The organism is Streptomyces sp. NPDC047971 (genome assembly GCF_040653355.1).
Lineage (GTDB): Bacteria > Actinomycetota > Actinomycetes > Streptomycetales > Streptomycetaceae > Streptomyces.
This window is the reverse complement of the sequence record NZ_JBEZNW010000036.1, coordinates 65,306-77,866: the sequence shown is the minus strand read 5'-3', so window position 1 is coordinate 77,866 and position 12,561 is coordinate 65,306. Positions and strand designations below refer to the sequence as shown.

12 protein-coding genes are annotated in these 12,561 nt (G+C 73.1%); 4 read left to right on the top strand and 8 right to left on the bottom strand.

The features are described from left to right. Positions 1-83: 83 nt before the first annotated feature. The 3 genes from AB0D99_RS27970 to AB0D99_RS27960 form a co-directional block, all read right to left on the bottom strand. Positions 84-749 carry a DedA family protein gene (locus tag AB0D99_RS27970; RefSeq protein WP_362368037.1) on the bottom strand — a complete coding sequence of 222 codons (666 nt, stop codon included), beginning with the start codon at positions 747-749 and terminating at the stop codon, positions 84-86. A 61-nt stretch (positions 750-810) separates the two neighbouring features. Further along, entirely contained in the window at positions 811-3,426 is a 2,616-nt protein-coding gene (locus AB0D99_RS27965; RefSeq protein WP_362368034.1) for a beta-glucosidase, read from the bottom strand. A 147-nt stretch (positions 3,427-3,573) separates the two neighbouring features. Beyond that, positions 3,574-4,026: a DUF4442 domain-containing protein gene (locus tag AB0D99_RS27960; RefSeq protein WP_362368031.1), complete on the bottom strand. Its 453-nt coding sequence runs from the start codon at positions 4,024-4,026 to the stop codon at positions 3,574-3,576. A 106-nt stretch (positions 4,027-4,132) separates the two neighbouring features. On the opposite strand from AB0D99_RS27960, the gene AB0D99_RS27955 reads away from it, so the two are divergent. Both AB0D99_RS27955 and AB0D99_RS27950 read left to right on the top strand, forming a co-directional pair. After that, complete coding sequence (locus AB0D99_RS27955) at positions 4,133-5,227, top strand: hypothetical protein (RefSeq protein WP_362368028.1); 1,095 nt, start codon at positions 4,133-4,135, stop codon at positions 5,225-5,227. A gap of 73 nt (positions 5,228-5,300) precedes the next feature. Then, a complete protein-coding gene (locus AB0D99_RS27950; protein ID WP_362368025.1) occupies positions 5,301-6,629 on the top strand; it encodes an MFS transporter in 1,329 nt (442 codons plus the stop codon). 73 nt (positions 6,630-6,702) lie between these two features. Here the strand turns inward: AB0D99_RS27950 and AB0D99_RS27945 are convergent, their stop codons facing one another. The 4 genes from AB0D99_RS27945 to AB0D99_RS27930 form a co-directional block, all read right to left on the bottom strand. Then, positions 6,703-7,548 carry a fused MFS/spermidine synthase gene (locus tag AB0D99_RS27945; protein WP_362368022.1) on the bottom strand — a complete coding sequence of 282 codons (846 nt, stop codon included), beginning with the start codon at positions 7,546-7,548 and terminating at the stop codon, positions 6,703-6,705. A gap of 138 nt (positions 7,549-7,686) precedes the next feature. Continuing rightward, positions 7,687-8,856 (bottom strand): elongation factor Tu, encoded by a 1,170-nt coding sequence (tuf, locus tag AB0D99_RS27940; RefSeq protein WP_362368019.1) that lies wholly within the window; start codon positions 8,854-8,856, stop codon positions 7,687-7,689. A 93-nt stretch (positions 8,857-8,949) separates the two neighbouring features. Further along, entirely contained in the window at positions 8,950-9,084 is a 135-nt protein-coding gene (locus AB0D99_RS27935) for a hypothetical protein (RefSeq protein ID WP_362368017.1), read from the bottom strand. A 59-nt stretch (positions 9,085-9,143) separates the two neighbouring features. Continuing rightward, positions 9,144-9,860, bottom strand: coding sequence for a DNA alkylation repair protein (locus tag AB0D99_RS27930; RefSeq protein WP_362368014.1), 717 nt, complete (start codon positions 9,858-9,860; stop codon positions 9,144-9,146). A 68-nt stretch (positions 9,861-9,928) separates the two neighbouring features. Between AB0D99_RS27930 and AB0D99_RS27925 the strand changes: the two genes are divergently transcribed. Next, on the top strand, positions 9,929-10,705 hold the full coding sequence (locus AB0D99_RS27925) for a TVP38/TMEM64 family protein (protein WP_362368011.1): 777 nt from the start codon (positions 9,929-9,931) through the stop codon (positions 10,703-10,705). 53 nt (positions 10,706-10,758) lie between these two features. On the opposite strand, the gene AB0D99_RS27920 is transcribed toward AB0D99_RS27925, so the two are convergent. Next, positions 10,759-11,928, bottom strand: coding sequence for a thiolase family protein (locus AB0D99_RS27920; protein WP_362368008.1), 1,170 nt, complete (start codon positions 11,926-11,928; stop codon positions 10,759-10,761). 117 nt (positions 11,929-12,045) lie between these two features. Here AB0D99_RS27920 and AB0D99_RS27915 point away from each other — a divergent pair, with 117 nt between their 5' ends. Continuing rightward, positions 12,046-12,507: a helix-turn-helix domain-containing protein gene (locus AB0D99_RS27915; RefSeq protein WP_362368005.1), complete on the top strand. Its 462-nt coding sequence runs from the start codon at positions 12,046-12,048 to the stop codon at positions 12,505-12,507. The last annotated feature ends 54 nt before the right edge of the window (positions 12,508-12,561 follow it).

Here is a 12,561-nt window from a genome sequence, read left to right as displayed (position 1 = left end):
GGGCGGGCCCCTAACCCGCGGGGGGGGCCGCCCCACCCGAGGTGGGTGCCGCGCCCCTCGCCGTGATTCCGGGCCCGGCCGGGTCAGTCCGCGACGGCCACCGGGACCGGCTCCGCCACCGGCTCGGCCGAGGTCTCCGCCTTGGCGGCGGCCTTCTTCGCGCGGTTCTTCAGGATGAGCATGGAGGCGAGACCGATCGCGACGGCGAGCACCAGGCCGAGCCAGGAGAAGCGCTTGAGCCACGCCTCGGCGACGACGCCCACCGAGTAGATGACGGCCGTCGTACCGCCCGCCCAGAGGATGCCGCCGAAGACGTTGGCGACGGCGAACTTCCAGTACGGCATCTTCAGCACGCCGGCGAGCGGACCGGCGAAGATCCGCAGCAGGGCGACGAAGCGGCCGAAGAAGACGGCCCACATGCCCCACTTCTCGAAGGACCGCTCGGCCAGCCCGATGTTGGCCTCGCTGAAGTGCTTGGGGAACTTCCTCCCGAGCCAGGCGAGCAGCGGTCGTCCGCCCTTGCGGCCGATCGCGTAGCCGATCGAGTCGCCGATGATCGCACCGGCCGTGGCGCAGGCGCCGAGGACGTACGGATCGATGTCGCCGTGCTGCGAGGCCAGCAGGGCCGAACTCACGAGGACGATCTCGCCGGGCAGCGGGATGCCCAGGCTCTCCAGCCCGATCACCACCCCCACCAGCGCGTAGACGGCGACCGCGGGGATCGTCTCCAGCCACTCCTGGACGTGCAACGCGGATTCCTCCCGTGTCGAGGCGCGCGCCGCGTCGCGCGCGCCGGGGCAGCCTACCTGGTCACAGGGGCCTCACCACGACCTCCGCACGCAGCCTGGGGTCGCGCGAGGAGGAGCCCACGCGGACCGTGCGCCGGCCCGTCCCGAGCACCCAGTCGTGCCGGGCGACGTCCCAGGACGACAGGGTGCGGGCCGCGACCGGTACGGTCACCCGGCGCCGCTCTCCCGGCGCCAGCTCCAGGCGCCGGTACCCGGCCAGCGACTGGCGCGGCTGGTCGACGCCGAGCGTGGTGAGGTGGGGCGAGGGACCGAGGTAGACCTGGGCCACCTCGACCCCGGCCCGGCCGCCCGTGTTGCGGACCGTGAACGTGACGGCGAGCCCGCCGTCACCGTCCCGACCGACCTCCAGGCCGTCGTACCCGAACGAGGTGTACGAGAGCCCGTGCCCGAACGGGAAGAGCGGCTCGACCCCTTCGGCGTCGTACCAGCGGTGACCGACGTGGACGCCCTCGCTGTACTCCTGGACCCCGTCCTTCCCCGGGTAGCGCAGCGGGTCGCCCGCCGTGGGGTGGCGGTCCTCGGCGGCCGGGAAGGTCTGGGTGAGCCGTCCCCCGGGATCGGCGTCGCCGAACAGGACGGCGGCCGTCGCGGCGGCTCCCTCCTGCCCGGGGTAGTACATCTGCAGCACGGCGGCGCTGCCCTCCAGCCACGGCATGGTGACGGCCGACGAGGTGTTGAGGACGACGGTCGTACGGGGGTTGGCGGCCGTCACCGCGTCGATCAGGGTCTCCTGGCCGCCGGGGAGGGCGAGGCTCGTCCGGTCCTGGCCCTCGGTGGCGTCCTCGTACGCGAAGAACACCACGCTCCGCGCGGCGCGGGCGGCGCTCACGGCCTCCGCGAAGTCCTCCTCGCGCTGGGAGTCGCTGATCGCGCGGAGCCGGAGGAGCTGGCCCGCCGCCCCGCCCCGGGCGGTGACGGTCAGGCGGTGGGTGCCGGCGGTGAGCTCGACGGTGTCGCGGCGCACCGAGAGGCCGTCGGGGGCGCGGCTCAACAGCCCTCCCGGCAGCTGGTCGGGGGCGCCGGGGACGAGGGGAAAGAGCTCGGTGGAGTCCAGGGTGACGATGGGCCGTGCGCCGCCGTAGTGGAGGTGGAAGGTCCAGCGGTCGGTCTCGGGGACGGTGAGGGTTCCCTCGTACGTCCAGGTCGCCTTGGCGGCGACGGTGCGGTTCTCCAGATCGGCCGGGGGCTCCGTGGCGGGCAGCGGCCGGCCGAAGAGGTCGAGGCCGGGGGCGTAGGTGACGGTGGCGCCCGCTCCGGCCCGGTCCCGGATCGCGTCGACCGGGCGGGCTGCGGCGTCGGGGACCACGAAGGCACTGCCGCCACCGCTGACGAAGGGGAGGCCGCCGGTGGGGCCGATGACGGCGATGGTGCGGGCCGCGGGTCCGGTGAGCGGCAGCATCCGGCCCTTGTTGCGCAGCAGGGTGGCTCCGGCGGTGGCCACGCGCAGGGCGACGGCGGCGCCCGACTCCGCGTCGCGGTCCGGCCTCGCGGCCTCGTCGAGGAGCCCGAACCGTGCCCGTACGGACAGGATGCGGCGCACGGCCCGGTCGACGTCCGCCTCCGTCACGAGGCCGTCCCGCACCGCCTTCCTGAGCGCGTCGCCGTAGCGCGTGCCCCGCGGCATCTCCATGTCGAGGCCGGCGAGGAGGGCGGGCGCCGTGCTGTGGGTGGCGCCCCAGTCGCTCATCACCCAGCCGTCGAAGCCCCAGCGGGTGCGCAGCACGTCGGTGAGGAGCGCCTGGTTCTCGGTGGAGTGCAGGCCGTCGACCTTGTTGTACGCGGCCATGACGGACCCCACCCCGGCGGCGACGGCGGCCTCGAAGCCGCGCAGCTCGGTCTCGTGCAGGGTCTGCTCGTCGGCCCGTACGTCGAGCGAGGTCCGGTCCTTCTCCTGGTTGTTGAGGGCGAAGTGCTTGACCGTGGCGATGAGGCCCTCGTCCTGGATGCCGCGGATCTCCTGGGCGACGAGGTCCGCGGAGAGCAGGGGGTCCTCGGAGAAGGTCTCGAAGTTGCGTCCCGCGTACGGGGTGCGGATCAGGTTGACCATCGGGGAGAGCAGCACGTCCTGGCCGAGGGCGCGTCCCTCGCGGCCGATGACGCGGCCGTAGGCCCGGGCGAGGTCGGGGTCGAAGGCGGCGGCGAGCATGACGGGCGCGGGGAGCGCGGTGGCGGCGCGCCTGACGCGGACCCCGGCCGGTCCGTCGGCGAGCCGCAGCGGGGGCAGGCCGAGGCGCGGCACACCCGGTACGTAGCCGGCCTGGCCGAGGCTCTTCGGGTCGGCGGCGCCGTGCAGGAGGGCGACCTTCTCGTCGAGGGTGAGTGCCGTGAGGAGCTCGTCGACCCGCTCGGCCGGGCGGCGGCGCGGGTTCGGCCGCGCCGGTTCGGGTCGCCGTGCCGGGTGCGCGCGTGCCTTCGCGTGTGCCGGCGCCGCCACGGAGGCGGCCGCCGCGGCGGCTCCGCCGAGGAGCCAGAGGGCGGCCCTGCGCGGCAGGCGCGACTCGGATGGGGTGGTCCGCGTGGGTCCGGAGCGTGCGCGTCGCGCTCCGGCTTCGGGGGACGGGTCGGTCGCGGGACCGTCCGACGGCAGGTTCGGCTCACGGGAATCGGCGTCTGACACTGCGCTGCTCCTTCGCACGGAGGCGGATGCCGCGTATACGCGGTGAGCGCACTATGCGTGACAGGTTGTCATTTTTTCGTCGTATTCCCGCCGACGTGGCCGCCCCCGCACCCGAATTGGCGTGCGGGGGCGGTTCGCTCCGGTACGTCAGGCGTTCGGGCGCAGGGTCCAGACGACCGTCATCTCGCCGGTCACGGCACCGTCCTCGCGCGTGATCGCGATGTGGACCGGGAACTCCGGACGGGAGCCCGCGTCGAGTTCGGCGACGACCTCGGCGGCCGGGCGGCCGAGGGTCGCGGTGGCCGTGACGACGCCCATGGCGAGCTTCTTGTAGCCGATCTCGGCGGTGACGGCGAGCGGCACGGCGCGGGACAGCTGGTCGCCGAAGGCGGCCAGGACGATGGCGCCACTGGCGGACTCGGCCAGGGTGAACATCGCTCCGGCGTGCGGGCCGCCGACGTGGTTGTGGTAGTCGGCCTGGTCCGGCAGGCGGACGACGGCTCGCTCGGAAGTGGTCTCCAGGAACTCGAGATTGAGGGTCCTGGCCATGGGGACCGTGGCGGCGAGCATCTCGCCGACGGACATCTGGTCTGCGCTCATACGGCGATGTTACCCACGGGTAGCAGGGAAGGCCATCCCCGCCTTCGCGCTCCCGCGTGGGGGCGGGCGTAGCAGGGTTCACGCCGCACCTCTATGGTTACTGGCCATGTGGCCAGGACAGCAGCCGCCCGGGGGCGAGCAGAACCCGCAGGACCAGAGTCAGAACCCTTACCAGCAGCCGGGGTACCAGCAGCCGAACCCCTATCAGCAGCCGGGGTACCCACAGCAGCCCGGATACCCGCAGCAGCCGCCGACGCAGCCGGGCTATCCGCAGCAGCCGACACAGCCGGCCCAGCCCGGGTTCCAGCAGCAGCCCAACCCGTACCAGCAGCCGACCGTGCCGCAGTACCAGGTGCCGGGCGCGCCGCCGCAGCCCGGCGGCCCCGGTGACGGCAAGAAGAAGCAGACGACGATCATCGCCATCGTCGCCGCGACCGCCGTGGTCGTGGCCGCCGGTGTCACGGGATTCCTGGTCCTCGGCAAGGACGACGAGAAGAACACCGACGCCGGCGGCGGCTCCAAGCCGTCCTCGTCCTCGTCGGCCCCGAGCAACACGGAGTCGTCCCCGCCGATCGACAACCCGCGCGACGACGCCCAGCAGCAGCCGACGATCCCGGGCTGGAAGGTCGTCCACAACCCCAAGTACGGCACCCTCTTCGACGTTCCCCCGGAGTGGGAGCTGCTGAAGCCGGGCTCGATCACCTTCTTCGAGGACGAGAAGAAGGGCGACGGCTCGCCGGTCGTCACCATGTCCGCGCCCGCGCGCTTCAAGAGCAAGTGGTGCACGTTCGACACGGACAAGAACGGCACCGAGGAGACCTGGGGCCTGAGCACCGCGGGCACCAAGGGCGGCCAGGGCGCGAAGAACACCGACGAGGCGGCGTTCAACGAGGCCGGCAACTGGGTGTGGGCGGGCTACGCCCAGCACATGCCCAAGGGCACGATCAAGATCACCAAGGCCGTGCCGTACACCACCAAGTCCGGACTCGTCGGCAGCATGTCGACGGCCACCGCCCCGGGGATCAAGAAGCGGAACACGTGCGAGTCGGACGGCAAGTCCATCGCGTTCTCCTTCAAGAACTCCGCCGGTGACTTCTCGTCGTTCGTGCTCTACGCCGCCGACGGGGTCAAGGACGAACTGCCGGACGCCACCATCCAGCAGATCCTCTCGACGGTGCGGCTGGCCCCGGCCTCGTCCTGACGGAGGCCCCGCCGGACGGATCCGTCCGGTTATCGGTTTGGCAGGAGGCGGCGGCGACAGGGATAGTCCCGGGGTGAGAACTCCCGCCGCCTCCCCCCGCACCTCGTTGCTCTCCCGACGCCCCGAGTGGGCGGGGCGCAACTATCTGCTGCTCACCGCCGCCGCGATGGTCACCAACCTCGGCGCCCACGGTGCCCTGATCGCGACGGCGTTCGCCGTGATGGAATCGGGCGGGGACAGCGGCGACGTGGGGCTGGTGGCAGCCGCCCGCATCGCCCCGCTCGTGCTCTTCCTGCTCATCGGCGGCGCGGTCGCGGACCGGATACCCCGCCACCGGGTGATGGTCGCCGCCAACGCCCTCAACTTCGCCTCCCAGGGCGTCTTCGCCGTCCTCGTCCTCACCGGCGACCCGCAGCTGTGGCAGATGATGCTGCTGACCGCGCTGTGCGGCACCGGCCAGGCGTTCTTCAATCCGGCCGCCGAGGGCATGCTGATGTCCAGCGTCAGCGGCGAGCAGGTCAGCCGCGCCTTCGCCCTCTTCCGGATGGCGATGCACGGCGCCGGCATCGGCGGCGCCGCGCTCGGCGGCGCGATGATCGCCGCGTTCGGCCCCGGCTGGGTCCTGGCGATCGACGCGGCGGCCTTCGCTGTCGCCGGCGCGATGCGCGCCTTCCTCGACGTCAGCCACATCGCGAAGCGGGAGGCCGGAGGCGGCCTGCTCGCGGACCTGCGGGAGGGCTGGCACGAGTTCGTCGGACGGCCCTGGCTGTGGTCCATCGTGGCCCAGTTCTCCATCGTCGTGGCGCTCGTCGGCGCGGCCGAGTCCGTCTACGGGCCGCTGGTGGCCCGGGACCAGCTCGGCGGAGCCAGGCCCTGGGGCATCGCGCTGGCCTTCTTCGGTGTGGGCACGCTCGTCGGCGCGGTCCTGATGATGCGCTGGAAGCCCCGCCGGATGCTGCTCGTGGGCACGCTGGGCGTCTTCCCGATCGCCCTCCCCTCGGCGGCGCTCGCGGTCCCGCTCGACGTGGTCGGGCTCTCGGCCGCCATGTTCGTCAGCGGTGTGGCGATCGAGGTGTTCGGTGTCGCGTGGATGACGACCCTGCACCAGGAGATCCCGGAGGAGAAGCTGTCGCGGGTCTCCGCCTACGACTGGTTCGGCTCGACGGCCATGCTCCCCCTGTCCACGGCGCTCGCGGGACCGGCGGAGAGCCTCTTCGGCCGCAGCACCGCGCTGTGGGGCTCGGCGACGCTGATCGTGGTGGTGACGGCCCTGGTCCTGCTGGTCCCGGACGTCCGGAACCTGCGCCGCCGTACGAAGGAGGTGAGCGGTTCCGCCACCCTCGCGAAGGCCGGCGCGCCGCACCCGGTGGTGGAGACCCCGACGGGGCACCCGGGCTCCTGACGCCCGCAGGCCGTCAGCCGCTCCGCACGACTCCCTCCCCATCGATGGTGCGGCCGGACGCCCGCGGGCGCCGTCAGCCGATGCCGAAGGTTCCGCCCGGCGGGACGGGCGACGGCACCGCGTCCGTGTCGGTCACGGGGCGGGCGGACCCCGTGAAGCGGGTGAGGGTCGCTCCGTACTCCACCCGGGCGGGGAAGGCGTCGGCGGCCGCGCGCCGGGCCAGTCCGGCCGTGTCGATCGGGCGGTCCGACGCGACGAGGACCGCGTTGCCGAAGCGGCGGCCGCGCAGCACCGCCGGTTCGGCGATCAGGGCCAGCTCGGTGAAGACGTCCGCGAAGGTCGCCAGTTGGGAGCGGAGGAAGCCGAACGGCGAACCGTCGGCGAGGTTGGCCGCGTAGACGCCGCCCGGCCGCAGCACCCGCCGGGCCTCCCTCGCGTACTCGACGGAGGTCAGGTGCGCGGGCACCCGCGAGCCGCCGAAGACGTCGGCGACGAGCACGTCCACGGAGGCGTCGGGCGCGCCCTCCAGCCAGCTCCGGGCGTCCGCGGCGTGCAGCGTGACCCCCGCGTCGTCGGGCAGCGGGAGGTGCTCCGTCACGAGGTCGAGGAGCCCGCGGTCGGCCTCGACCACGTCCTGGCGGGAGCCGGGGCGGGTCGCGGCCACGTAGCGGGGCAGCGTGAGCGCCCCGCCGCCGAGGTGCAGGACCACGAGGGGCGCACCCTCGTCCGCGACGCCGTCGAGGACATGGGCGAGCCGGCGGGCGTACTCGAACTCGAGGTGCGTCGGCTCGTCCAGGTCGACGTAGGACTGCGGCGCGCCGTCGACCGTGAGCAGCCAGGCCCGGTCCCGGTCGACGTCGGGCATGAGCTTGGCGGTTCCCCGGTCGACGTCCCGGTGGACGGGAATCTGCTCGTTCACTCCCTCATTGTGCCCGCACGGCTCGGACCGCCCTCGCCCGGACGGCGTCCCAGGCCGCGGCGCGGGCCGCGGTCACGGCGTCGACGAGTGCCCGCACTCCGCGGGGTGCGGAGTGCGGGCCTGAGGCCGATCGGACGCTCAGCCGACGGTCGTGACCGTGCCGGCGCCGACCGTGCGGCCGCCCTCACGGATCGCGAAGCCGAGACCCGGCTCCAGCGGGACGTCACGGCCGAGTTCGACGGTCATGGTGACCGTGTCGCCCGGGCGCGCGACCGCCGTCTCACCGAGGTCGACGTCGCCGACCACGTCCGCGGTCCGGATGTAGAACTGCGGCCGGTACCCGGTCGAGACGGGGGTGGTGCGACCGCCCTCCTTGCCCGACAGGACGTAGACCTGGGCGGTGAACCGCCGGCTCGGTACGACGCTGCCCGGCGCCGCCACCACGTGCCCGCGGCGGACCGCGTCACGGGCGACACCGCGCAGCAGCAGCGCGACGTTGTCGCCGGCCTCGGCCGACTCCATGGGCTTGCCGAAGGTCTCGACCCCGGTGACGACCGTCTCGGTCCCGGCGCCCAGGACCTCCACCCGGTCACCCACCCGCACGGTCCCGCGCTCGACGGCGCCCGTGACGACGGTCCCGCGGCCGGTGATGGTGAGGACGTTCTCCACGGACATCAGGAACGGCGCGTCCACGTACCGCACCGGCATGGGGACGTACGTGTCGACCGCGTCGAGCAGCGCCTCGATCGCCGCCGTCCAACGCGGCTCGCCCTCCAGGGCCTTGAGGCCGGACACCCGGACGACGGGAACCGCGTCGCCGCCGTAGCCGTGCGCGGTCAGCAGCTCCCGCACCTCCAGCTCGACCAGGTCGGTCAGCTCCTCGTCGCCCGCGTCGGCCTTGTTGAGCGCGACCACGATGTGGTCCACACCGACCTGGCGGGCGAGCAGGACGTGCTCGGCCGTCTGCGGCATGATCCCGTCGAGCGCGGAGACGACGAGGATGGCCCCGTCGAGCTGGGCGGCGCCGGTGACCATGTTCTTGACGTAGTCGGCGTGGCCCGGCATGTCGACATGGGCGTAGTGGCGGGTGTCGGTCTCGTACTCGACGTGCGCGATGTTGATGGTGATGCCGCGCTGGGCCTCCTCGGGCGCGCGGTCGATGCGGTCGAACGGCACGAACGTGCCGGTCCCGCGCTCGCTGAGGACCTTGGTGATGGCGGCGGTCAGGGTGGTCTTGCCGTGGTCGACGTGGCCCATGGTGCCGATGTTGAGGTGCGGCTTGGTGCGCACGTATGCCGTCTTGGACATGGTTCGCTCGTTCCTTGAGCTCGAAGCGTGTGAGGGACCCCGGGGCCGGACCGACCCTCCCCCTGTGGGGTCCGCCGGACGAGCCGGGGAGGGTCAGCTTCGGGCGCCGTCGAGTGCGACGGCCGCGAGCGCGGCGGCTGCGGACGCAGCGGCGGCGACGGGCGTGACGGCAGCCTTCGGCGCGGCCGCGACCGCGGACCGTGCTTCGAGGAAGGCGTACCGGAACATGTCCACGATCATCCCGGGACGGAGGATCGCCGTCGAACGATTTTCCGCGCAGGGGGAGTTCAGAGGTGCTTGAGCGCCTCGCGCGCGGAGAGCGGGGAGAGGCGGGCGCGGTTCTCCTCGACGAACGCGCGGACCTCGTCCGGTCCGGTCCGCGCGTAGGCGCGCAGGGACCAGCCGATCGCCTTGCGGAGGAAGAAGTCGGTGTCGCCGGAGCGGCGCAGGCAGTAGGCGAAGAGCCGCTCGGTGTCGGTCGCGCTCTTGTACGTGAGTTGGTGCAGCAGCGCGGTGCGCGCCACCCACAGGTCCTCGTCCTCGATCCACTCGTCCATCCGCGCGGCGAGCGCCGGATCGGCGCGGACGAGGCCGCCGACCACATGGGCGGCCAGCAGGTCGACCGTGTCCCACCAGGAGTCGGTGGTGACGAGTCGAAGGGTGACGGGCAGGAAGGCGGAGGAGCAGCGCGTGACGTGGCGGCGCAGGTAGTCGACGGCGAAGTAGTGGTACTCGCGCTCGGGGAGCGCGAAGCAGCGCAGCGCGACGGCGGCGCAGTCGTCCTCGCCGGGGCGCGGGGTGTCGTCGAGGACGGTACGGGACAGGGCCCGCCGCTCGGGGGTCCGGATGCCCAGGAAGGGGACGACGCCCTTCATGTACGCGACCATCTCCTGGGCGCGGAAGGGGTCACCGGCCGCCGGGAAGACCTCGGTGAGCCGGGCCAGGACGCTGTCCGCGAGGGCACTCTCGGGTACGGCGGGGCCGGCGGGCACGGCGGTCGTCATGCGGCCCAGAGTACGGCCGATGACCGACATCACGGCGATCACGTGTGCGGGTCGGTTACTCTCCCCAGGTGCTCGACCCCGTGACCCGGCCGCCGGGCTCCCTCGCCCCGCGCTGCGCCCAGGCCCTGCTGTCGCCCTGGTCGCGGCTGGCACTGCTCGCCGTGCTCCTTCTGGCCGCGGCGACGACCGTGGTCCTCTACGAGCCCCAGCGACTCCTCTCGGCGGGCTGGCCGGCGCAGATGAGCGGCGTGGGCGCGATGGTGGTGTTCGCCCTCGCCTACGGCGCGTGCACGGCCGCTCTCGTACCCCGGCCGGTCCTGAACCTGGCGGCGGGCGCGCTCTTCGGCGCCCAGGCGGGGCTCGGGGCCGCGGTGGCCGGGACGGTCCTGGGGGCGGGAATCTCGTTCACCCTCGGGCGGGTTCTCGGGCAGGGCGCGCTGCGGCCGCTGCTGCGGGGGCGGTGGCTGAAGGCGGCGGACGGGCAGCTGAGCCGGCACGGCTTCCGCTCGATGCTGGCGATCCGGCTCTTCCCCGGTGTGCCGTTCGCCGCCGCCAACTACTGCGCGGCGGTCTCCCGGATGGGGTACGCGCCGTTCCTGCTGGCGACGGCGATCGGGACCGTCCCGAACACGGCGGCCTACGTGGTGGCGGGCAGCCAGGCCGCCTCGCCGACCTCGCCGACGTTCCTGATCGCGATGGGCTTCATCGTCGTCTCCGGCCTCGCCGGGGCGACCGTCGCCTGGCGCAAACGGCACGGCCTGCGCACGTCATCGGACCCGGCCGAGGGAACGGACCTTGCCGAGCCCCGCCCACTGGCGGGCGCGGGCGCCGCACGGGAGCGTTAGGCCGCTCCCCTCGGGGGTGGGCGGGACTCTCCAGAACTTTCCGGACGGCACAACTAGAGCGCCTCGACGATCATCGCGTTCGCCAGGCCGCCCGCCTCGCACATCGCCTGGAGGCCGTATCGGGCGCCGCGCGCCCGCAGGGCGTGGACGAGGGTGGTCGTCAGGCGGGTGCCGCTCGCGCCGAGGGGGTGGCCGAGCGCGATGGCGCCGCCGTGGACGTTGACCTTGGCCGGGTCGGCGCCGGTCTCCTGCTGCCAGGCGAGCACGACGCTCGCGAACGCCTCGTTGATCTCGAAGAGGTCGATGTCGTCGAGGGCGAGCCCGGCCCTGCGCAGCACCTTCTCCGTCGCGGGGATCACGCCGGTCAGCATCAGCAGCGGGTCGGAGCCGGTCACCGCGAAACTGTGCAGCCGCGCCAGCGGCCGGAGCCCGAGCCGCTCCGCCGTGTCGGCCGCCATGACGAGCACGGCGGAGGCACCGTCGTTGGTCGGACTGCTGTTGCCCGCCGTCACCGACCAGTCGATCTGCGGGAACCGCTCGGCGAAGACCGGGTCCTGGAAGGCGGGCCGCAGCCCGGAAAGGATCTCGGGAGTGGTCGTGGGCCGCACCGACTCGTCGCGGCGGACGTCTCCGTAGGGGACGACCTCGGCGTCGAAGAGCCCGGCTCCCCAGCTCCGGGCGGCCTTGGTGTGCGAGGCGGCGGCGAACTCGTCCATCGCCTCCCGCCCTATCGACCACTTCGCGGCGATCAGCTCGGCGCTGATGCCCTGCGGGACCAGCCCCTCGGGGTACCGCGCGGCCACCCCGGGCCCGAAGGGGTCCGCGCCGGGCGGCACGTTCGACCACATCGGGACGCGGCTCATGGACTCGACCCCGCAGGCGACGGCGATGTCGTACGCCCCCGAGAGCACGCCCTGGGCCGCGAAGTGCACGGCCTGCTGGGAGGAGCCGCACTGCCGGTCGACGGTCGTGGCGGGCACGGAATCGGGGAAGCCCGCACCCAGCCAGGCGTAGCGGGTGGTGTTCATGGCCTGCTCGCCGACCTGGTCGACCGTTCCGCCGATGACGTCGTCGACGAGGGCGGGGTCGATGCCGCTGCGTTCGATCAGCGCGCCGAGGGTGTGGGAGAGCAGGGCGACGGGGTGGACCCCGGCCAGGGCGCCGTCGGCCTTTCCCCTGCCGATGGGCGTACGGACTGCTTCGACGATGACGGCGTCGCGCATGATGACGGCTCCTCGATCACCTGGTGAGTGGGAAAACCGGACTCAACACTTGGCAGTAACATAGCCCAGTCGGTTTGATTTTCAAACCCTCTCCGAACCCTGCCTTAGGCTGACCCCATGAAGGCCGCCCCCCGCCCCTGCTCGATCGCCGACGCCCTGACCCTCGTCGGTGAGAAGTACTCGCTGCTCGTCCTGCGCGAGATCTCGCTCGGCGTGCGCCGCTTCGACCGGATCGCGCGGAACACCGGCGCTCCGCGCGACATCCTCACCGCCCGTCTGAAGCGGCTGGTGGAGGCCGGAATCCTGGAGAAGGTGCCGTACAGCGAACGCCCGCGGCGCTTCGAGTACCGGGCCACTCCGGCCGGCCAGGAGCTCCAGCCGGTGCTGCTCACGCTCATGGCCTGGGGCGACCGCCATCTGAACCCGAAGGACCGACCGGTGGTGCTGGAGCACAGCTGCGGCGAGGTGCTCAGCCCCCGCGTCGTGTGCGCCTGCTGCGGCGACGAGGCGGACCCGGCGAGCCTGACCCATCACGTGCGGACCCCGGGCTGGACGACGACCGGCCCCGTGGAGACCTGAGATCGGGGCCTTCATCTCGGGACGGTACGCTGCGCAACGACCGGCGGTCGATCT